A 19,485-nucleotide genomic window follows, 5' to 3' on the forward strand; every position below is an offset into this window, starting at 1 on the left:
GCCTTCCTTTCGTTTTTCGATGTCGGTGAGCGGGTTCCGGCCGCCGGTCAGCGGAGGCCGAGGCCGCGGGCGATGATGCCCCGCAGGATCTCGCGGGTTCCCCCGCGCAGGGAGAAGGACGGGACGTTGAGGATCGTGTGGGCCAGCACCGCGGAGAAATCCCGCGTGGACTGCTGCGACGGCTCCGCATCGACCAGCTGGCGGGCGATGTCCGGGATATCCTGTTCGAAGATCGCGCCCAGATCCTTGACCAGGGACGCCTGCAATGCCGGATTCTCCCCCATCTGCAACATGCCGGCGACCGAGCGCGACAGGCGCCGCAACACCAGAAGATGGGCGGTCAGGCGGCCGACCGCCGCCGCCGCATGGTCCGACGGGCTGGGGCCGAGCGCCCGCACCAGTTCGACCAGCAGCGTGAAGGAGGACAGGAAGCGCTCCGGCCCGCTGCGCTCGAACGCCAGCTCCCCGACCACCTGGTTCCAGCCGTCTCCGAGCTGGCCGAGAAGGGATGTCGCGGGCAGGAAGACGTCCTCGAACACCACCTCGTTGAAATGATGCTCGCCGGCCAGATCGGCGATGGGGCGGATGGTGATGCCCGGCGTCTTCAGATCGACCAGGAACTGGCTGGTGCCGCCATGCCGGTCGTCGGCGCTGCCGGTCCGGCAGAACAGGATCATGTAATGGGCATGGTGGGCATAGGTCGTCCACAGCTTGGTGCCGTTGACGACGAAGCCTCCGTCCACCGGCACCGCGCGCGTCCGCACCGCGGCGAGGTCGGAGCCGGAATCCGGTTCGCTCATGCCGATGCAGAAGAAGCACTCGCCGGCTGTGATGCGCGGCAGAATCGACCGGCGCTGTTCCCCGGTGCCGACCTTCAGCAGCAGCGGTCCGCTCTGGCGGTCGGCAAACCAGTGGGCCGCCACCGGCGCCCCGGCGGCCAGCATCTCCTCCAGCACGACATAGCGTTCCAGCGCGCTGCGCTCATGCCCGCCATAGCGCTTCGGCCATGTCATGCCGATCCAGCCGCGCTGGCCGACCCTGCGGCTGAATTCGGCGTCGAAACCGCTCCAGGAGCGCGAGCGGTCCTGCGGGCGGCGGGTGGCCAGTTCCTCCGCCAGGAAGGCGCGGACCTCGGCGCGCAAATCCTCGACATCCGTGTCGGGAGGGGGCGGAAAGGCGATCGAATCCATGGTCAATTCCTCGATGGCACCGGTGGGATCAGGCGGCGGTGACGAGCGGCCAGAGCCCGTCCGCTCCGGCGCGCGCCACCTCCCGCCCGATCAGGCGGCCCCACTCCCCTTCCCCGCCGAACTCGTCGCGCCAGGACCACAGGCGCTTGGTGAAGAAATGCAGGCTGTGCTCATGGGTGAAGCCCATGGCGCCATGCACCTGATGCGCGATGGCCGCCGCGACGCCGGCCGCCTCGCCGCAGCGGAGTTTGGCCGCCGCAATCGGCAGCAGGGCCCCGCCCTGCGCCACGGCCTCGGCGGCGATGTCGCCGGCCGCGCGGGCGGCGGCGGCCTGCCCGGCCAGCACGGCGAGGTGCTGCTGGATGGCCTGGAACTTGCCGATCGGCCGGCCGAACTGGCTGCGCTCGTTGGCATAGGCGGTGGTCATCGCCAGGACGCGGCCCAGCGCCCCGGCCATCGCGATGCTGCGGACCGCGGCGCCCAGCGCGTGCAGTTCCGCCGGCGCGATGTCCGGCGCGGGGGCGACGCTCTCCGTCGGCAGCAGCGTCTCGAAGTGCAGGCTGTCTCGCGGCTCGTTCGCCAGATTGACGTCCGGCGCGGTGTCGGCCTGCCCGGCGGGCACCAGAGCCGCGAAGCTCTGTCCATCCTGGCCGGCATCGTCGCAGGGATCGTCGCAGCGGGCCAGCACGACGGTGGCGGCGACGCGGCCCCAGGGCACCCGGTGTGCCGTTCCCGACAAAAGCCAGCCGCCGTCCCGCCGCGCCAGGGTCAGCCGGTCGTCCGGACGCACCGGCGCCAGGGTCAGCGGCCCGCCGGGAAGCTCCAGTCCGGCATTCGCCAGGATGCGGTTCGCCAGCATGGTTTCGGCCAGCGGCAGCGGCACCGCGAAGGCGCCGGCAAGGCGGATCGAATCCAGCGCCTCGACCACCGGCAGGCCGAAGCCGCCGGCCTCCTCCGGCACCAGGGCGAGCGGAAGCCCCATATCCTCGACCGCCTGCCACTGCGCGTCGAGCCGCTGGCCGGATTCGGCCGCCACGCGCTGCCTGGCCGTGAACTGTTCTTCGAAAAGCCTGGTCGCCGTATCGACCAGGATCTGGCTGATGTCGCTCACCATATGTCTCCCTGTTGCCGGCCCCGAATGCCCAGCCCCCGATGCCCAGCTGCGGGTTTTGCGGAAGTCAGAGGTCGAGCCGGTAGCGGCGGAGGATGTCCGGGTCCGGATCGGCGCCCAGGCCGGGGCCGTCGGGAATGGCGATGGAGCCGTCGGGGCGCGGGAGGCCGACCTCGCCGAACACCGGGGCGTCCAGATCGATGTAGAGCCGCTCGATGGCCCCGATTCCGCCGAAGACCGCGGTCATGTGCAGGGTCGCCAGGAAGCCGGGACCGGAATAGGGCGAGTGCGGGGCGAGCGTCCGGCCGTTCAGTTCGGCAAGCATGCCGACGCGCAGGAACTCGGTGATGCCGCCGACCTTGGTGACGCTGGGCTGGAGATAGTCGATCCCCTCGCAGGCGGCGAGCGGCTTGAACGCCCAGGCGTTCGGCGTGTTCTCGCCGGTGGCGATCGGGACCGGTGCGGCACGGCGCGTCCTGACCAGCCCGTCCAGATCCTCGGGCGGCCAGACCGGCTCCTCCAGCCATTTCAGGCGGTGGGGGGCCAACCCCTGCGCCATCTCGACAGCCGTCCCGACATCCCAGGCGCAGTTGACGTCCAGCATCAGCTCGATGCCGTCACCGACGGTACGGCGGGCGGCGGCGACCGCCTCGACGGTCTTCTCGTGCAGCTTGATCTCGCGATAGCCGCGTTCCAGCGCCTGGGTGCAGGAGGCGGCGACGATGTCCGGCTCGGTCAGCCGCATCAGGCTGGCATAGACCGGCACCTGCCCCCGCGCATGGCCGCCGGCCAGCTTCCACACAGGCTGCCCGGCCCGCTTGCCGGCAGAATCCCAGAGCGCGATGTCGAGACCGCTCAGCGCATACTGGGTGACGCCGCCGCGTCCGAAGATGTGGAGGGTCTTCTTCGAATCCTCCATCAGCCCGGCGATGTCCGTCGCGTCGCGGCCGATGGCGAGCGGCGCCAGGGTCCGTTCGATGAAGGTCCTGGTCACCGGGATGACGTTGTAGCCGAAGGCCTCGCCGTAGCCGGTCAGCCCTTCGTCGGTCTCGACGCGGAGGATCAGGTAGTTGGCGGTGGTCCACAGCGCGCCGCCGAAGCCGGTGACCGGGCCGTTGTGCCGGTAGGGGATGGCGATCGGAATTGCCTCGATGGCGGTGATCTTCATGATGGTCTCTCGCTGGCAAGGGGGCGGCGTCTCAGGAACGGGGATGGCGGCGGTGCCGGTCGCTGGGCGCGCTCCCCGGATCAGTGCGCGCCGCCGAGATAGACGCGCTGCAACAGGTCGCTGCTCTGGATTTCGGACGGCGTGCCCGCTCCGACGATCCGCCCGGTCTCGGTGAGGTAGCAGTAATCGGCGTGGCGCAACGCCTTCTCCACCAGCTGTTCGACCAGCAGGATCGCCATGCCGCCCTTGCAGAGGTCGCTGGCGACGTCGAGGATGCGGTCGATGACGATGGGCGCCAGCCCGCCCGACGGCTCGTCCAGGATCAGCAGCCTGGGATCGCCGATCACCCCCTGCCCGACCGCCAGGATCTGCTGCTGGCCGCCGCTGAGGCGCGACGCCTGCTGGGTCCGGCGCTCCGCCAGTTCCGGGAACAGGCCGTAGATGCGGTCGAGCTTGGAGCGGTCGCCGCGCGATGCCCGCGCATAGGTGCCGAGGAGCAGGTTGTCCTCCACCGACAGGCCGCCGAACACCCGGTGCCCCTCCAGCACCTGGACGACGCCGGAGCGCACGATGTCGCGCGGCGTCGCCGCACCGATCTCCGCGCCCGCCATGGTGACGCGTCCGGCCTTCTTCGGGATCAGGCCGGAGATCGCGTGCAGCATCGTGCTCTTGCCGGCGCCGTTGCGGCCGAGCAGGACGACGAACTCGCCGCCATGCACCCGGAAGGAGGCGCCGTGCACCACCTCGGCCTTGCCGTAGGCGACATGCAGGTCGGCCACGTCGAGCAGGATCTGATTGGGTCGATTGACTGTGCCCATATGCATCTCACGCTCCCAGATAGACGCGGATGACTTCGGGATCGCTGCGCACCTCGGCCGGCGTGGCGTGCTTGATCATGCGCCCCAGATTCAGCGTCGTGACGCGGTCGCACACGCTGAACACGAAGTCGGTGTGGTGCTCGACGAGCAGGACGCCGATCCCGGCGTCGCGGAGCGCGGTGACGATGCTGGCGAGATGCTCGATCTCCCCCTCCGTCAGCCCGCCGGCCGGCTCGTCGAGCAGGATGAAGCGGGCGCGCATGACCAGCCCGCGGGCGATCTCCAGGAAACGCTGCTCGGCATGGTCGAGCAGGCTCGCCCGGCGATGGATGGCATAGCCGAGCCCGACGCCGTGCAGCAGCTCCTCCGCCCGGTCGCGCAGCGCGCGCTCCTCCCGGCGGGCGCGCGGCAGTGCCAGGGTGGTCTCCAGAAAGCCGGCGCGGGTCTCGCACCAGCCGCCCAGCATCGCGTTGTCCAGCACGCTGAGGCTGCCGAGCAGGCGGGGCTTCTGGAAGGTGCGGGCGACGCCGACGCGCGGGCGCTGCTGCACCGGCGAGCGGGCCAGCGACTCCCCGTCCAGCCGGATGTCGCCCTCGTCGACCTGATAGTAGCCGGTCAGCAGGTTGAGCAGGGTCGTCTTGCCGCTGCCGTTCGGGCCGATCAGTCCGTGGATTTCGCCTTCCCGCAATTCGAGCGACACGTTGCTGAGCGCCGTCACGCCGCCGAAGCGCTTGCTCACTGTGTCGGCAACCAGCGTGCTCATGATGCGTGCCCCCGTTGGATGTCCTGTCGCATGCCCCGCCGGACGGCGGCGGCGAGGCGGCCGATGTCGGGCTGGAGGCCCTTCGGTTCCGGACCTTTCTTCTGCAAACGGGCCACGACCGACTTGATGACGTGGCCGATGCCCTCCGGCACCACCAGCACCACCGCCAGCAGCAGCAGCCCGTAGAAGAAGTTGCCGAGCTTGGCGAGCGGCGCCACCATCTCCGGCAGGGCGGTCAGGACCACCGTCCCGACGAAGGGGCCGAGAATGCTGCCGCGGCCGCCGATGATGATGCAGACGAAGAAGAACAGCCCCAGTTCGAAGACGAAGGTCTCCGGCGTGATGTAGCTCTGCAGCGAGGCGAACAGCGCGCCGCCGATCCCGGCGGTGACCCCGCTGAAGGTGAAGACGGTGAGCTTCAGCCGGAAGATCGGCACCCCCACCGCGGCGGCGGCCACCTCGCTGTCGCGCAGCGCGATCAGCCCCCTGCCCCACATCAGCCGGGCGACGTTCCACGTCATCCAGGTGATCAGCGCCGCGACCAGCAGCACCAGCCAGTAGAAGCCGGTCGGCGTGTCGAAGGGCGCCTCGAAGCCCGGCACAGGAAGCCCGGCGCCGCCGCCGGTCAGGCCGCCCTGGGCCAGCGACAGCTCCGCCATGATCAGGGCGAAGGCCATCGTCGCCATGGCGAAGTAGAAGCCGGGAAGGCGCAGCGACGGCAGGCCCAGCAGGAAGCCGCAGAGCCCGCCCAAGCCGCCGGCCAGCGCCAGCGTCAGCAGCGGGTCGACGCCGTAGCGCCCGACGACGATGGCGAAGGCGTAGGAGCCGATGGACAGCAGCCCGACATGGCCGATGGACAGCTGGCCGGTATAGCCGACCACCAGATTGAGGCCGGCGATCAGCACCCAGTAGACGCCGATCAGCGCCGCGAGGTGGAGCTGGTAGAAGTCGCCGACCCAGAATGGCAGGGTCACCGCCAGGAGGCCGCCGACGGCGAGCGTCCCCAGGCGCGGAAGGGAGGATGTCGTCATACCGGGCGGACCTTCTTGGAGCCGAAGAGACCTTCGGGTTTGACCAGGAGCACGACCATCAGCAGGCCGACCGCGATCGTCTGCTGGTATTCGCCGCCGAACAGGTAGGTCGCGAGCGTCTGGAACAGGCCCAGCGCGACGCCGCCGACGAGCGCGCCGACATTGCTGCCCAGCCCGCCGACCGCCAGCGCGATGAAGCCGTAGAGCGTGAGGGTGAGGCCGAGCGCGAAGAAGGCGAAGGTCAGCTGCCCCGCCGCGAAGCCGGCCAGTCCGCCGAGCGCGCCGGCGATGGCGAAGGACAGGGCGCGGGTGCGGTCGGTGGCGATGCCGCGGGCGCGGGCGGCGAAGGCGTCCTCCGACACGGCCTGGAACACCTTGCCGTACATCGTCCGCCGGTAGAAGAATTCGAGCCCGAGCGCCATGGCGACCACCGCCGCGATCGGCAGCCAGTATTTCTGGTCCAGCACGCCGGCCGTGAAATCCTGGTCGGCCAGCCGCGGGAACGGGCGGGGCTCGGTGCCCCACCACAGGCCGACCGCCTGCTGCACCATGGTCGCCAGCGCCAGCGTGCTGAGCAGCCAGAGATGCTCGTCGGAGCGGGCGAGGACGCGGCGGATGGCGATGACCTCGGTCAGAAGGCCGAAGGCCGCCCCGACCAGCCCCGCGCCGACCAGCGCCACCGGCGCCGGAAGCCCGAGGTCGAGCATGAAGTAGGCGCCGAAGACACCGCCAAGCATGCAGATGTGGCCGGTCGTCACGCTCAGGACCTTGGAGGTCGAGAACATGATGTTGTAGGCGAGGCCCGTCGCCGCATAGAGCGCGCCGATCGCCAGCCCCGACACCAGAACGGTAAGCATGCTGCCCATCCGTTTGTGAATTGCTGCGGAATTGCAAGACGGCACGAAGGCAGACCTTGCGGCCCGATGCGGGCCGCCGGTCGCCGGCCCGCATCGGGGCCGTGGAGCCTTTAGTCCTGGCCGGCGACCCGGCCCGGCCGGCTCAGTGCGGGGCGGCCTCGAAGCTGCCGTCCTTGAAGGTGTTGGCCTTGTTGATCACGATGCCGGAGTCGGGGAAGCCGTTGCGCTGCTTCGGGCCCCAGCTGTAATCGGCATAGGTGCCCTTGAGGCTCTGGGTGTTCTCCAGCGCCTTCTGGACGGCGGCCTTGTCGGTCGAGCCCGCCGTCTTCACCGCATGCTCGATGATCTTGACGGTGTCGTAGCCCAGCGTGACCCACCAGAAGGTGAAGTTGATGGTGCCGCCGAACTCCGGCCGCATCTTGTCCATCAGCACGGTCGTCGGGCCGGGCAGCTTGCCGTCCGCACCGTAGGTCGTGCTGCTGTAGCCGGCGGCATAGGTCTGCTCCCAATATTCCGGCTTGTTCAGCAAATCCTTGATCGGAAGGCCCATGATGGCCGGATGGCCGACGACCGGCACGTCCCACTGCATGTTGCCCCGCGCGTTCAGCACGCGGGCGAGCAGGCCGGTGGCGGCCGACCACGGCATGACGACGTCGGCCCCTGCGGCCCGCGCCTTGGTCATCTCGTCGGTCAGGTCGGTCTTGTTGGCGTCGATCAGCACGCTGTAGACCGGCTTGATCCCGGCATCGGCCAGCAGCGCCTCGGCCTTCTTGGCGCTGGAGGTGCCGTAGCCGGTGGTGTCGCCGATGATCGCGACCTTGCTGCGCTTCAGCGTCTTGATGGCATAGTCGTTGGCGCTGCCGATCCACTGCTCGTTGGTGGCGATGGCGCGGAAGGCGCGCGGGTATTTCTGCGGGTCGGTCAGTTCGTCCACCGTGCCGATGATGATGTTCGGCACGCCGGCACGGGCGAGAATCGGAACGGTGGCGAGCGATTCGCCGGAATTCACCGGACCGATGACGAAGTCCACCTTCTCGCTGAGCACGAGCTGCTGCGCGAAGTTGACCGCCTTGGTCGGATCGCCGGCGGTGTCGCGCGTGATCAGCTCGATCTTCCGCCCATCGATGCCGCCGGCCTTGTTGATCTCGTCCACGGCGAACTTGACGCCCTGGTTCTCGGCGACGGCCGCCGACGACAGCGGGCCGGTCAGCGAGGACAGCCAGCCGATCTTCACCGGCGTCGTGTCGGCCCCGGCGGTGCCGGCGAACAGGCCGACCGCCAGGGCGAGGCCCGCGGCGCTCAAGGTTGCGGGGCCGAGGTGCATCCTGGCGGGAATCCGGTCGGTGGTCATGGTTCCTCCCTTCTTATGTATCGTGCTTTGGACTGATCATCTCTGAGCCGAACATTATTTCGCAAGACATTTTTCACTCCGCGCTATTTTTTTGTCGGAAGATGTCGGAATGGCGGGCGAGCCCATTTCCGGTTGTGGTCAGGTTTCAAGCGCCGCCTTTTTGTGGGTTGAACAGAGATCCGTGCGGACTTTTGCTGACCCCAGCCGTGGAAAAGTCGATCCAACGCGTCGAACGGCAACAGTTGGGGAACGGTTCCCATCGATGAGGAAACCGGATTGAACGAGGTGAGTCGCGTATTTTGATATGAATTATGCATTGAATGAAAAAACTGTTGCAACAAACACCATCCGGCGCGACGATGCGCGCCAAGAACAATCACCATCGTGAACTGTCCGCGCCCTTCCCATGGACGGGCGGGCCGCGGCAGCCGGGAGGCAGGGCTTTGCGCATCTCCGACATCGAACTGGCCGCGGTCGATCTGCAACTGGACCGGCCGCTGCGCACCGCGATCCACGAGATCAGCACGGTGTCGTGCCTGCTGCTGACCGTCAGGACCGACGAAGGGGTGTCGGGCGAAGGATATGGCTTCTGCTTCGGCATCGACCGCCTGCGCTCCATCGCCCAGCTGGCGGCCAGCCTGAAGCCGAAGCTGATCGGCCGCGACCCCTTCCAGGTCGAAGCCCTGTGGTCCGACCTGTTCCGCCATCTGAATTTCTGCGGGCAGGCGGGGCTCGCCCTGCATGCGATGACGCCCATCGACGTCGCCTGCTGGGACATCATCGGCAAGGTGGCGAACCAGCCGCTCTACCGGCTGTTCGGCGCCCACCGCGACCGCGTGCCGGTCTATGCCAGCGGCGGCCTGTGGCTGTCCTCCGGCCTGGACGAACTCCGGCAGGAGGCGCGGGCCTTCGTCGACCAGGGCTTCAAGGCGATGAAGCTGCGCCTCGGCTCGCCGCGCTGGCAGGACGACATCGCCCGCATCGAGGCGGTGCGCGACGCCATCGGGCCCGACATCGCCCTGATGGTGGACGCCAACCAGGGCCTCACCCCGGCCCATGCCCTGCGGCTCGGCCGCGCGCTGGAGGCGTTCGAACTGGTGTGGTTCGAGGAACCCGTCCCGACCTGGAACGACGAGGGAAGCGCCGCCCTGGCCGCGGCGCTGGACACCCCGATTGCCAGCGGCGAGACCGAATACACGCGCTACGGTCTGAAACGGCAAATCCAGGCCCGTGCCGCCGACATCCTGATGCCCGACCTGCAACGCATGGGCGGCTACACCGAGTTCCGCAAGGCAATCGGGCTGATGGCGGCGCACGATGTGCCCTTCTCGCCCCACATCTTCACCGAACACAGCCTGCATCTGGTGGCGTCGTCGGCCGGCGCCATCCATGCCGAGCACATGCCGTGGTTCGGTCCTCTGTTCCGCGAGGCGATGGCCATCGAGGCGGACGGCACCATCCTGGTGCCGGATCGTCCCGGCGTCGGTTTCACCTTCGATTGGGACCGCCTGGACCCGATGCGCGCCGCGCTCTGAGAGCACTCCCGGGGCAGCGCAACCGGGCCGCGGCAGGCCACGGCCACAGACGATTATGGATCGAAGAAATGACAGTGTTCGATGGCGGCGCGGCGCCGGATGCGGCCCGCTCCCTGGGTCCCCTCCACGGCGGTCCCCTCCACGGCATCCGCGTCCTCGACCTCTCCCGTGTCCTGGCCGGCCCCTGGTGCACCCAGTGCCTGGCCGACCTGGGTGCGCAGGTCCTGAAGATCGAAAGCCCCGGCGACGGCGACGAGACCCGGAGCTGGGGGCCGCCCTACATGGGCGATCTGGCCGCCTACTACACCTGCGCCAACCGGTCGAAGCACAGCCTCACCGTCGACCTCAAGAGTGCCGAGGGCCAGCGCCTCGTCCGCGATCTGGCCGCCGAGGCCGACATCCTGATCGAGAACTTCAAGCTCGGCACCCTCGACCGCTTCGGGCTCGGCTATGAAGACCTGAAGCCGGTCAATCCGGCCCTGATCTATTGCTCGGTCTCCGGCTATGGCCGGACGGGGCCGGAAGCGGCCCGCGCCGGCTATGACTTCGTCATCCAGGGCGAGACTGGCCTGATGTCGGTGACCGGATTTCCCGACGGGCCGCCGACCAAGGTCGGCGTCGCCGTCTCCGATCTCTTCTCGGGCCTCTATGCCTCGCAGGCGATCCTGGCCGCCCTGCTCGGCCGCCAGCAAACCGGGCGCGGGCAGTTCCTCGACGTCGCGCTGTTCGACTGCCAGCTGGCGGCGATGGCCAATGTCGCCGCCGGAGCCCTCGCCACCGGGGCGGAGTCCCGGCGCTACGGCAATGCCCATCCCAACGTCGTGCCCTACGAGGTGTTCGAGACGTCCGACGGGCCGTTCGTGCTCGCCATCGGCAACGACCGGCAGTTCCGCACCCTGTGCGAGTCCGTGCTGGAGGACATCGCGATGCGCGACGATCCGGCCTTCCGCACCAATGCCGACCGCGTCGCCAACCGCGTCCTGCTCAGCCAGCGGCTCGCCGCCCGGTTCCGCGAGCGGCCCCGCGCCCACTGGATGGAGCGGCTCGCCGCCCGCAGCCTGCCCGCCGGCGCGGTGCGCTCCGTCGTCCAGGCGCTCGCCTCCGATCAGGTCGCGGGACGCAACCTGCTCCACAGCTTCGAGACCGCGGGCGGAGGACCGATTCGCGTCGTCGGCTATCCGGTGAAGTTCGAAGACGGCCTGCCGCCGCCCGGCCGTCCCCCCGCCCAGGGTGAAGGCGGCGGGGAAATCGCAAAGCAGTGGCTGGAGAGCCGATCCGGAGCCGGCCGGACCCCATGACACGCAAAAACCTTGACACATCTTCCGGGAGAGCACAGGTCCGACGGCTGGGCCGGCCTGCCGCCCAGTCTCCCGGCAGGACAACGACACAGGGCACAGCCATGGTGAAAAGCGCGGACGAGGAACGGACCAAGGCCGGCAACGACGGCGAGCGCGAAGGACCGGCCGGCACGCTCGCCCGCGGGCTGGCGATCCTCGACGCCATCGTCGATGCCCCGCAGCCGCTGATGCTCGGCGAGGTCGCGGCGCTGACCCGTCTGGACCAGAGCACGACGCTGCGCCTGCTGCGCACGCTGGAGGACAGCGGCTACGTCGTCCGTCTGGCCGATTCCAAGCGCTATGCGCCGTCGCCCAAGGGCCTGCTGCCCCTGCCGCTGATGCATCCCATCAACCAGCTTCGGCGGGAATCGCACTCCGTGCTGATCGAGCTGGCGCGCAACCTGCGGGAAACCGTGGTGCTCGTCCTCTATCTCAGCACCGAGCGGATGGTGACCGACATCGCCCAGGCGCCGGGATCGCTGTCGCCCTACTACAACACGTGGCTCCAGGGGCCGCTGCACGGCTCCGGCTCCGGCAAGGCGCTGCTGCTCAGCCTCGATCCGGAGCAGCGTGCCGCCGTCCTCGGGCCGGAGCCCTACAAGGTCTACACCCCGCAGACCATCGTCAACCGCGCCGGGCTGGACGAGGATCTGCGCGTCTCCGCCCTGCGGGGCTATGTGGTGGCGCATGACGAACACCATGTCGGCCTGACCGCCATCGCGGCCAACATCCCCACCTGGAACAACGGCCATGTCGGCTGTCTGGTGGTGACCGGGCATTCCCGCGACATGGACGAGGCCAGGATTGCCGGCATCGGCGAGGAGCTGGTCCGGGTGGCGAAGCTGATGCCCTACCAGCTCGGCAGCCTCCGCTCCGTCGCGCATGTCGTGGGGAAATGACCGTCTCGACACTGACAATCGATCCGAAGGGAGAGGACCCATGCCTATCGTCAACATCACCCTGATCAAGGGCCGGTCGCAGGAAAAGAAGGCCGCCATGTACCGCGAGGTCACGGAGGCGATCCACCGCACCCTCGGCGCGCCGCGCGAAAGCGTGCGCATCATGGTGAACGAGATCGAGCCCGAGCATTTCGCCGTCGCCGGAGAGGCCAAGGCCGGCCCGTCGTCGTAACGCGCCGGCCTTAAACAACTGCACATCGCTGACGTGAAGCGACGCTTCGGCAGACCGCCGGAGCGACGGGAGTCGTGCGTCCGCAAGGCAAGGCGACGGACCGCTGCCTTGCCGACGCACCGGAAAGGATGATCTCGATGAACAACGGATCCGCCCCGGCCACCGGTGGGCGCCTTCTGGTCGACATGCTGCGCCTGAACGGGGTCGACCGGGTTTTCTGCGTGCCGGGCGAAAGCTACCTCGCCGTGCTCGATGCGCTGGTCGATGCCCCGGAGATCGCGGTCACCATCTGCCGGCACGAGGGCGGAGCGGCGATGATGGCCGAGGCCTACGGCAAATGCACCGGCCGCCCCGGCATCTGCTTCGTCACCCGCGGACCGGGCGCCACCAACGCCAGCCACGGCGTCCACATCGCGCACCAGGATTCCACGCCGATGATCCTCTTCATCGGCCAGATCGAACGAAGCGCGCAGGAGCGCGAGGCCTTCCAGGAGGTCGATTACCGACGCATGTACGGCCCGCTCAGCAAATGGGTGGCGCAGATCGACGAGGCCGGCCGCATCCCCGAGATGGTCGGCCGCGCCTTCTATACGGCGACGTCCGGCCGTCCGGGACCGGTGGTGCTCGCCCTTCCTGAGGACATGCTGGCCGAGGACATGCCGGTCGAACGGGCGGCCCCCCGCCCGGCCGCACCCTACCGCCCGGTCGAGCCCGGCCTGCGGCCGGAGGATTTGGCGGAGCTGGAGCGGCTGCTCAGCGCGGCCGAAAGTCCGCTCCTGCTGGTCGGCGGCGGCGGCTGGACCGCGGAGGCCTGCGACGACATCCGCCGCTTCGCCGAAGCGTGGGACCTGCCGGTCGGCGTGTCCTTCCGCTCGCAGGACCTGTTCGACAACGCCCATCCCAACTATGCCGGCGATCTCGGCCTTGGCGTCAACCCCGCCCTGGCCAGGACCGTCCAGGAGGCCGACCTGCTGCTCGTCGTCGGCCCGCGGCTGGGAGAGGCGACGACCGGCGGCTACACGCTGCTCGACATCCCGTGTCCGCGCCAGACCCTGGTGCATGTCCATGCCGGGGTCGAGGAGCTGGGCCGCGTCTACCAGCCGGCGCTCGCCATCAATGCCGGCATGCGCACGACCGCCAGGGCGCTCGCCGCGCTGGCGCCGCCGGCCTCCCGCCGGAACCCGGAACGGCTCCGGGAACGCACCAAAGCCATCCACGACGCCTATCTCGCCTGGACCGATCCGCCGTCCATCCCCGGCCCGCTGCAGATGGGCGAGATCATGGGCTGGCTGCGCGAGACCCTGCCGCCGGACACCATCGTCACCAACGGGGCCGGCAATTTCGCCATCTGGCCGAACCGCTTCCACCGCTACCGCCGGTTCCGCACCATGCTGGCGCCGACCTCCGGCTCGATGGGCTATGGCATTCCGGCGGCAATCGCGGCGAAGCTGCTGCATCCGGAGCGGCCGGTAGTGGCCTTCGCCGGCGACGGCTGCTTCATGATGAGCGTGCAGGAACTCGCGACCGCCGCGCAGTACGAGGCGGCAATCGTGGTGGTGCTGGTCAACAACGGCATGTTCGGCACCATCCGCATGCACCAGGAGCGCGAGTATCCCCGGCGCGTCAGCGGCACCGAGCTGAAGAATCCCGACTTCGTCACCCTGGCGCAGAGCTTCGGCGCCCATGCCGAACGCATCACCCGGACCGAGGAGTTCATGCCGGCCTTCGAGCGCGCCATGGCGGCAGGACGCCTCGCCCTGCTGGAACTGGTCATCGATCCGGAAGCCATCAGCCCGACGCACACGGTGACGAGCCTGCGCGAACAGGCGGACCGGGCCCGCGGCGCCTGACCGCCGGCCGGCACGGAAAACCAGCCCGATGAATCAGGCCCGATGAAAGGCCTGATGAACCGGAGTTGTCCCGCCCTCCTACGGACCAGGAACCTCACGACATGCTGACCTTCGACGATTGCCTCGCGCTCACCGACCTTCCCGCGGACAGGCTGCCGCTGGTGGACGGCATGGGGACCGTATCCGCCTTCCTGCTGATGTCCGACAGCGCCACCGCGGATGCCGGATGCTCACAGGATTGCCGTCCGGACGGCCGCCGGGACACCGGTGATGAGACGCAGCCATGAAACACAACCACATCGCCGGCCGCTGGGTGGCCGGCGGCGACGGCATCGACAACGTCAATCCGTCCGACACCACCGACATCGTCGGCAGCTATGCCGTCGCCGACGGCGGCATGGTGGCGGAGGCGGCCCAGGCCGCAAGGGCCGCCTTTCCGGCCTGGGCGCGCAGCACACCCCAGCAGCGCGCCGATATCCTCGATGCCGTCGGCAGCGAGCTGCTCGCACGCAGGGAGGAGCTTGGAACTTTGCTGTCGCGGGAAGAAGGGAAGATCCTGGCGGACGGCATCGCCGAAGTGGTCCGCGCCGCCCAGGTCTTCAAATTCTTTGCCGGCGAGGCCCTGCGCATCCCCGGCGAGAAGGTCGCGTCCACGCGCCCTGGGGTCGAGGTCGACATCCTGCGCGAGCCCGTGGGGGTCATCGGCATCATCACGCCGTGGAACTTCCCGATGGCCATCCCGGCCTGGAAGATCGCCCCGGCGCTCGCCTACGGCAACTGCGTGGTTTTCAAGCCCGCCGAACTCGTTCCCGGATCGGCCTGGGCGCTGGCCGAGATCGTCACGCGCGCCGGCGTGCCGGCCGGCGTGTTCAATCTCGTCATGGGGCCGGGGTCGCTGATCGGGGACGCCCTAGTCGACGGGGTAGATGCCGTGACCTTCACCGGCTCGGTCGCCACCGGACGCCGGGTGGCGCAGCGGGCCGTCGGCCGCATGATCCGATGCCAGCTCGAGATGGGCGGCAAGAACCCGATGGTCGTGCTGGATGATGCCGACCTCGACATTGCCGTCGATGCAGCGGTGAACGGGTCCTTCCTCCAGACCGGGCAGCGCTGCACCGCCTCGTCGCGCCTTGTCGTCACCGAAGGCATCCATGACCGGTTCGCCGCCGCGGTGACGGAACGGCTGGAACGGCTCGCCGTCGGTCATGCGCTGAAGCCGGGAACCGAGATCGGACCGGTGGTGGACGGCCGGCAGCTGGAGCAGGATTTGTCCTACATCGCCATTGCCGAGCAGGAGGGGGCGCGGCGGCAGTGCGGCGGGCAGCGGCTGACCAGGGAAACGCCCGGCTTCTATCTTTCGCCCTGCCTGTTCACCGAAACCACCAACGCAATGCGCATCAACCGCGAGGAGGTGTTCGGGCCGGTCGCCAGCGTCATTCGCGTCAGGGATTACGACGAGGCGCTCAGCGTGGCGAACGACACCCCCTTCGGCCTGTCGTCGGGCATCTGCACCAGCTCGCTGAAACACGCGACCCATTTCCGCGCCAACTCTGCGGCGGGGCTGGTCATGGTCAATCTGCCGACCGCCGGCTTGGACTTCCATGTTCCGTTCGGCGGACGCAAGGGCTCCAGCCATGGCCCGCGCGAACAGGGCCGTTATGCGGTGGAGTTCTACACCTCCGTCAAGACCGCCTATGTGCAGGCCGGGTGAAAAAGCAGCGGGCGCCTTTTCAGGATTTATTTCCTTTTTATTGACAACATACCTGCTGGTCGGCAGTGTCGTCGTCGCCAGCGGGCCAGCTGCGCCCGCAAATTCCCCGACCCCTCCCCTTCCCGCCCCAGGAGTTCGTGTGCCATGAGCCTTGCCGCCATGGGCGACGCCGCGTGCATTGCCGTCGCCGCCATCACCGTGCCCGACAGCCATGCCCGCCGCCGCATCGACGACGACGGGCTGGATTCGCTCGCCCGATCCATCGAAGAGGTCGGGCTGTTGCAGCCCATCATGGTCCGTCCGCTGGGAAATGGACGGTACGAGCTGCTGGCCGGCGCAAGGCGGCTGCGCGCGATGCAGGCGCTGGGCCGGGCCGGCGTGCCGGCGGTGCCGGTGACCAACGAAAGCGCCGCGGTGCTGTCGCTGGTGGAGAACATGCAGCGCCAGGGGCTGGACGCGCTGGAACTGGCCGAAGCGCTCCAGCGGCTGGTGGAGCGGGGCTGGGGACGCGAAGCGCTGGCCCGGCTGGTCGGGCGCAGCACGAGCTGGATCGGCGACATGCTGGGCCTGAACCGGCTGCCGGACTGGATCAAAGCGGAATACCCGCAGGCGCGGCGGGTGGTATCGCGCTCGCTGCTGGTGGAGATCGCGCGGGTGCGCGACGCGTCCGCGCAGGCGGAGCTGTGGCGGCAGGCGGCGGGCGGAGCGCTCACCGTGCGGCAGGCACGGCGGATGCGGCGCGAGGCGCTGCCGGCAGTCCCGCGCGCCCTGTCGGCGGTGCGGCGCTGCGTTCGCCAGCTGGACCGGATCGACACGGCGCCGGATTTGGCGGAGAAGGACCGGTCGGCGCTGCTGGCCCTGCGCGACAGGATCGACATGCTGCTCGGAGGCGGAGGCGGGAGCGAGGGAGGGGGCAAGAGCGGTGATGAGGCCCGCGGCTCTCCCGTTGACCGTCTCCAGGCAGGGGATGGTTTGGCGGCCGCGGATGCCCGGTGAAAGGCCCGACCGCCGCTGCGGACAGGCCTTTCGGTCCGGCCGAGGCTCCGTTCAGCGCACGGCCTCGCCCAGGCTCAGCATCAGGCGGTTGGCCCAGGCGAAGATCGCGACCGCCAGGACGATATTCAGGATTTCGCCGTCCTCCACCCCGGCCCGGCGAAGCGCTGCGACATCCTCCGCCGTCAGGGCGGCCGGCGTGGCGGTCAGGCGGGCGGCGGCCTGGGCGATGGCCTGCCGGCGCGGATCGTCCTGGCCGGAAATCCCCCCCGCAAACAGCAGATCGACAGCGTCCCTGCCCCCGGTCAGCTCGACGAAGCGGCGGGCGTGGACGGAGGCGCAATAGACACAGCCGTTCAGCACCGATTCCACGGCGGTCGCGAACTCCCGCTCGGCCCGGGGCAGGCCGCGCGGGGCGTACATGATGCCGTTGAACAGCGGCGTGCGGTGCAGAAGCGATTCCGGCTCATGCGCCAGCACCAGCGAATAGGCGCCGATGGCGACGTTGGACGGCGTCACCGCCAGAGCGAGCCGCTGCTCCTCCGTCGCATCCTCCAGCACCACGGGGGGCAGCCAGGGCTTCCAGTCCAGCACGTCGGTGGTGAAGCCGATGTCCGCATCGACCGGCACCGGTGCCCCGGCGGGCAGCGGCCCGGACGGCGGTTCCGCCCCACCCCCCGCCAGCGCCCGCAGTCCGGCGAGCAGGCGGACCTGATAGTTCACCAGTGCGATCAGCTGCGACAGCGCGACGATGCCGTGCGCATCCAGCCCCGCCGCTTCCAGCGCGCCCAGATGCTCCGGCCGGGACTGACGCGGGGACCGGGTGACCCGTTCCGCATGGGCGACCAGGGCCGGGCGCGCATCGGCACCGGCGGCGAGCCCGCGGTAATGGGCGGCGAGCGCGTCGTTGCCGGCCAGCGCCGCGATGCGTTCGGCCACCGCGGCGCGCTCGGCGGCGGAAAACAGGCCGGGCCGCCGCGGCGCCAGCAGGGCGTCGTGCGCCGCCTGGGTGCGGCTGCGGATCTCCGCCCGGCGGGCGCGCAGGGCCAGCAGCGGGGAAGCGTCGGACAGGCCGGCCAGCCGGTCGATCAGGTCGGGGGCGACCTGGGCGACGCCGTCACCGGTGCCGATGGCGGCGGTATCGCTGGCGGTGGCGCTGCTGGTGGCGGTCATCGGAAATCCTCCGCTTCGGTCCATTCGTCGCCCAGCAGTTCCGGCGTCTCGAACCCGATCAGCCGCTGCCAGTGGTAATCGTAATCCTCGGTGAACAGCGCAGCGGTGATGCTGTCGGCCAGACGCTCCGCCCCGGCGCTGATGCCGGGGATGTCGCCGGTCACCTTGCCGTGGCTCAGCACCGCGGCGTAGTTGAAGGCATGGATGCGGTTCAGCCAGGGCGCCTCGCCGGGGGTGCGCTCAAGGAACTCGAAATCGGCGCCGAGATAGGGATGCTGGGCGAACTCGCCGGCCTCATGGCCGGGAAGGACATAGCGGTCGCGCCACAGCAGGGTGTGGCGGGCGATTTCCGCCAGTTCCGGCCGCTGCTCCCAATTGAGCGCGAAGCCGGTGGCGAGGATGACGTGGTCGACCGTCACCGTGCCGCGTCCGGTGCGCAGGACCAGACGGCCGCCCTCGGCCTCCGCCGCCTCGACGGCGCAGCCGGTCAGCAGCGAGAAGTTGGGATGGCGCGAGCAGCGCAGCATGGAATTGTGCGGCGCCGGCACGCCGGTGTCGGCGATGTACTGGTTGTAGGCCCAGCGCCGCTCGTCCGACAGGGTGTGGAAGCCGAGAACGATGCCGGGATGGCCGGCGCCCAGGCTCTTGTTGATGCGCGGCAGCTCCGCCCGGCGGATCAGCATGTAGACCTTGGCGGCACCCCGCTCCAGCGCCTCCGCCGCATTGTCCACCGCCCCGGCGCCGGCACCGAGCACCGCGACCGTCCTGCCCTTCAGGCCGTCGAAGTCGATGGGCTCATGGGCATGGCTCCAGAACCGCTTGTCCACCGCCTTCCAGAAGGCCGGGACGAAGGGGCCGCCCAGACCATCGCGCCCGTTCGCCAGGATCACCCGGCGCGCCCGCACCCGCTGCCGCCCCTCCGGACCGTCGAGGTCGAGGGTCACGCCGTCGGCGTCACCGGCGATCGCCGTCAAGGCGGTGTCGTTCCGCACCGGCGCGCCGGTGACGCGGCGGTACCAGGTCAGGTAGTCCAGCCATTGCAGGCGCGGGATGCGGAACAGCGCATCCCAGGCGGCGCGGCCGAACTGCGCCTCGAACCAGGCGCGGAAGGTCAGGTTGGCGAAACCCAGCGCCGGACCGGTCAGCGTCTTGGGCGACCGCAGGGTCTCCATGCGGGCATAGGTCCCCCACGGCCCCTCGCGGCCGGCAGGGGCGCGGTCGAACAGCCGGATGTTGGAGATGCCGACCTTGCGCAGGGCGAAGGCGGCCGTCAGCCCGGCCATGCCGGCGCCGACGATGGCGACATCGAGAACGCCCCCGGGGACGCCGTCCCGCGCCGGCACCCAGTCGGCCGGCGGCAGGGTGAGCAGGTCGAGATCGCGGGCGAGCCGCGCCTCCAGCTCCTCCAGCGAGCTGGGGCCGGGGTCTGCAACGGTGGAAGGCACGGCGGAGTTGTCCTTGGTCAT

The 19,485-nt window shown here is 69.5% G+C and carries 18 protein-coding genes; 8 read left to right on the forward strand and 10 right to left on the reverse strand.

Features of this window, described 5'->3' with window-relative positions:
- Positions 1 to 47 precede the first annotated feature (47 nt).
- The 8 genes from ABNQ40_RS33775 to ABNQ40_RS33810 all read right to left on the reverse strand — a co-directional run bounded on the left by ABNQ40_RS33775 (position 48) and on the right by ABNQ40_RS33810 (position 8,289).
- The gene (locus tag ABNQ40_RS33775; RefSeq protein ID WP_391349344.1) at positions 48 to 1,190 is read right to left on the reverse strand and encodes an acyl-CoA dehydrogenase family protein; all 1,143 of its coding nucleotides are present in this window, start codon (positions 1,188 to 1,190) and stop codon (positions 48 to 50) included.
- A gap of 28 nt (positions 1,191 to 1,218) precedes the next feature.
- Complete coding sequence (locus tag ABNQ40_RS33780) at positions 1,219 to 2,304, reverse strand: acyl-CoA dehydrogenase family protein (RefSeq protein WP_391349346.1); 1,086 nt, start codon at positions 2,302 to 2,304, stop codon at positions 1,219 to 1,221.
- A 64-nt stretch (positions 2,305 to 2,368) separates the two neighbouring features.
- A complete protein-coding gene (locus tag ABNQ40_RS33785; RefSeq protein ID WP_391349347.1) occupies positions 2,369 to 3,469 on the reverse strand; it encodes a mandelate racemase/muconate lactonizing enzyme family protein in 1,101 nt (366 codons plus the stop codon).
- Between the two features lie 80 nt (positions 3,470 to 3,549).
- Complete coding sequence (locus ABNQ40_RS33790) at positions 3,550 to 4,287, reverse strand: ABC transporter ATP-binding protein (RefSeq protein ID WP_391349349.1); 738 nt, start codon at positions 4,285 to 4,287, stop codon at positions 3,550 to 3,552.
- A gap of 7 nt (positions 4,288 to 4,294) precedes the next feature.
- Positions 4,295 to 5,050, reverse strand: a complete 756-nt coding sequence (locus ABNQ40_RS33795) for an ABC transporter ATP-binding protein (RefSeq protein WP_109049216.1) — start codon at positions 5,048 to 5,050, stop codon at positions 4,295 to 4,297.
- A complete protein-coding gene (locus tag ABNQ40_RS33800) occupies positions 5,047 to 6,081 on the reverse strand; it encodes a branched-chain amino acid ABC transporter permease (RefSeq protein ID WP_109049215.1) in 1,035 nt (344 codons plus the stop codon). Before ABNQ40_RS33800 ends, ABNQ40_RS33795 begins: the two co-directional genes overlap by 4 nt.
- The gene (locus tag ABNQ40_RS33805) at positions 6,078 to 6,938 is read right to left on the reverse strand and encodes a branched-chain amino acid ABC transporter permease (RefSeq protein WP_109490865.1); all 861 of its coding nucleotides are present in this window, start codon (positions 6,936 to 6,938) and stop codon (positions 6,078 to 6,080) included. The genes ABNQ40_RS33800 and ABNQ40_RS33805 overlap by 4 nt, the downstream gene beginning before the upstream one ends.
- 142 nt (positions 6,939 to 7,080) lie before the next feature.
- On the reverse strand, positions 7,081 to 8,289 hold the full coding sequence (locus ABNQ40_RS33810; protein WP_199235294.1) for an ABC transporter substrate-binding protein: 1,209 nt from the start codon (positions 8,287 to 8,289) through the stop codon (positions 7,081 to 7,083).
- 443 nt (positions 8,290 to 8,732) lie between these two features.
- Between ABNQ40_RS33810 and ABNQ40_RS33815 the strand changes: the two genes are divergently transcribed.
- From ABNQ40_RS33815 to ABNQ40_RS33850, 8 genes are all read left to right on the forward strand, one after another.
- Positions 8,733 to 9,824 (forward strand): mandelate racemase/muconate lactonizing enzyme family protein, encoded by a 1,092-nt coding sequence (locus ABNQ40_RS33815; protein WP_199235293.1) that lies wholly within the window; start codon positions 8,733 to 8,735, stop codon positions 9,822 to 9,824.
- Positions 9,825 to 9,892: 68 nt separating this feature from the next.
- Complete coding sequence (locus ABNQ40_RS33820; protein WP_109049213.1) at positions 9,893 to 11,122, forward strand: CaiB/BaiF CoA-transferase family protein; 1,230 nt, start codon at positions 9,893 to 9,895, stop codon at positions 11,120 to 11,122.
- 101 nt (positions 11,123 to 11,223) lie between these two features.
- Positions 11,224 to 12,060: an IclR family transcriptional regulator gene (locus ABNQ40_RS33825; RefSeq protein WP_158285558.1), complete on the forward strand. Its 837-nt coding sequence runs from the start codon at positions 11,224 to 11,226 to the stop codon at positions 12,058 to 12,060.
- A 40-nt stretch (positions 12,061 to 12,100) separates the two neighbouring features.
- Complete coding sequence (locus ABNQ40_RS33830) at positions 12,101 to 12,292, forward strand: 2-hydroxymuconate tautomerase (RefSeq protein ID WP_109049211.1); 192 nt, start codon at positions 12,101 to 12,103, stop codon at positions 12,290 to 12,292.
- Between the two features lie 137 nt (positions 12,293 to 12,429).
- Complete coding sequence (locus tag ABNQ40_RS33835; protein WP_109490863.1) at positions 12,430 to 14,142, forward strand: thiamine pyrophosphate-binding protein; 1,713 nt, start codon at positions 12,430 to 12,432, stop codon at positions 14,140 to 14,142.
- 101 nt (positions 14,143 to 14,243) lie between these two features.
- Complete coding sequence (locus ABNQ40_RS33840; RefSeq protein ID WP_109049210.1) at positions 14,244 to 14,429, forward strand: hypothetical protein; 186 nt, start codon at positions 14,244 to 14,246, stop codon at positions 14,427 to 14,429.
- Positions 14,426 to 15,853, forward strand: coding sequence for an aldehyde dehydrogenase family protein (locus tag ABNQ40_RS33845; RefSeq protein ID WP_109049209.1), 1,428 nt, complete (start codon positions 14,426 to 14,428; stop codon positions 15,851 to 15,853). Before ABNQ40_RS33840 ends, ABNQ40_RS33845 begins: the two co-directional genes overlap by 4 nt.
- 144 nt (positions 15,854 to 15,997) lie before the next feature.
- A complete protein-coding gene (locus ABNQ40_RS33850) occupies positions 15,998 to 16,849 on the forward strand; it encodes a ParB/RepB/Spo0J family partition protein (RefSeq protein WP_109049208.1) in 852 nt (283 codons plus the stop codon).
- A 51-nt stretch (positions 16,850 to 16,900) separates the two neighbouring features.
- Here the strand turns inward: ABNQ40_RS33850 and ABNQ40_RS33855 are convergent, their stop codons facing one another.
- Both ABNQ40_RS33855 and ABNQ40_RS33860 read right to left on the reverse strand, forming a co-directional pair.
- Positions 16,901 to 18,019, reverse strand: coding sequence for a CMD domain-containing protein (locus tag ABNQ40_RS33855; protein WP_391349355.1), 1,119 nt, complete (start codon positions 18,017 to 18,019; stop codon positions 16,901 to 16,903).
- Positions 18,016 to 19,485 (reverse strand): FAD/NAD(P)-binding protein, encoded by a 1,470-nt coding sequence (locus ABNQ40_RS33860; RefSeq protein ID WP_109049206.1) that lies wholly within the window; start codon positions 19,483 to 19,485, stop codon positions 18,016 to 18,018. The genes ABNQ40_RS33855 and ABNQ40_RS33860 overlap by 4 nt, the downstream gene beginning before the upstream one ends.

Origin of the sequence: Azospirillum sp. A23, assembly GCF_042938965.1 — a bacterium.
GTDB classification, from domain to species: Bacteria; Pseudomonadota; Alphaproteobacteria; order Azospirillales; family Azospirillaceae; genus Azospirillum; species Azospirillum melinis.

Bases quoted from the DNA above. Each gene is read 5' to 3' on its own strand.
- ABNQ40_RS33775 (WP_391349344.1), bottom strand. From the start codon at position 1,190: ATGGATTCGATCGCCTTTCCGCCCCCTCCCGACACGGATGTCGAGGAT.
- ABNQ40_RS33780 (WP_391349346.1), bottom strand. From the start codon at position 2,304: ATGGTGAGCGACATCAGCCAGATCCTGGTCGATACGGCGACCAGGCTT.
- ABNQ40_RS33785 (WP_391349347.1), bottom strand. From the start codon at position 3,469: ATGAAGATCACCGCCATCGAGGCAATTCCGATCGCCATCCCCTACCGG.
- ABNQ40_RS33790 (WP_391349349.1), bottom strand. From the start codon at position 4,287: ATGGGCACAGTCAATCGACCCAATCAGATCCTGCTCGACGTGGCCGAC.
- ABNQ40_RS33795 (WP_109049216.1), bottom strand. From the start codon at position 5,050: ATGAGCACGCTGGTTGCCGACACAGTGAGCAAGCGCTTCGGCGGCGTG.
- ABNQ40_RS33800 (WP_109049215.1), bottom strand. From the start codon at position 6,081: ATGACGACATCCTCCCTTCCGCGCCTGGGGACGCTCGCCGTCGGCGGC.
- ABNQ40_RS33805 (WP_109490865.1), bottom strand. From the start codon at position 6,938: ATGCTTACCGTTCTGGTGTCGGGGCTGGCGATCGGCGCGCTCTATGCG.
- ABNQ40_RS33810 (WP_199235294.1), bottom strand. From the start codon at position 8,289: ATGACCACCGACCGGATTCCCGCCAGGATGCACCTCGGCCCCGCAACC.
- ABNQ40_RS33820 (WP_109049213.1), top strand. From the start codon at position 9,893: ATGACAGTGTTCGATGGCGGCGCGGCGCCGGATGCGGCCCGCTCCCTG.
- ABNQ40_RS33825 (WP_158285558.1), top strand. From the start codon at position 11,224: ATGGTGAAAAGCGCGGACGAGGAACGGACCAAGGCCGGCAACGACGGC.
- ABNQ40_RS33830 (WP_109049211.1), top strand. From the start codon at position 12,101: ATGCCTATCGTCAACATCACCCTGATCAAGGGCCGGTCGCAGGAAAAG.
- ABNQ40_RS33835 (WP_109490863.1), top strand. From the start codon at position 12,430: ATGAACAACGGATCCGCCCCGGCCACCGGTGGGCGCCTTCTGGTCGAC.
- ABNQ40_RS33840 (WP_109049210.1), top strand. From the start codon at position 14,244: ATGCTGACCTTCGACGATTGCCTCGCGCTCACCGACCTTCCCGCGGAC.
- ABNQ40_RS33845 (WP_109049209.1), top strand. From the start codon at position 14,426: ATGAAACACAACCACATCGCCGGCCGCTGGGTGGCCGGCGGCGACGGC.
- ABNQ40_RS33850 (WP_109049208.1), top strand. From the start codon at position 15,998: ATGAGCCTTGCCGCCATGGGCGACGCCGCGTGCATTGCCGTCGCCGCC.
- ABNQ40_RS33855 (WP_391349355.1), bottom strand. From the start codon at position 18,019: ATGACCGCCACCAGCAGCGCCACCGCCAGCGATACCGCCGCCATCGGC.
- ABNQ40_RS33860 (WP_109049206.1), bottom strand. From the start codon at position 19,485: ATGACCAAGGACAACTCCGCCGTGCCTTCCACCGTTGCAGACCCCGGC.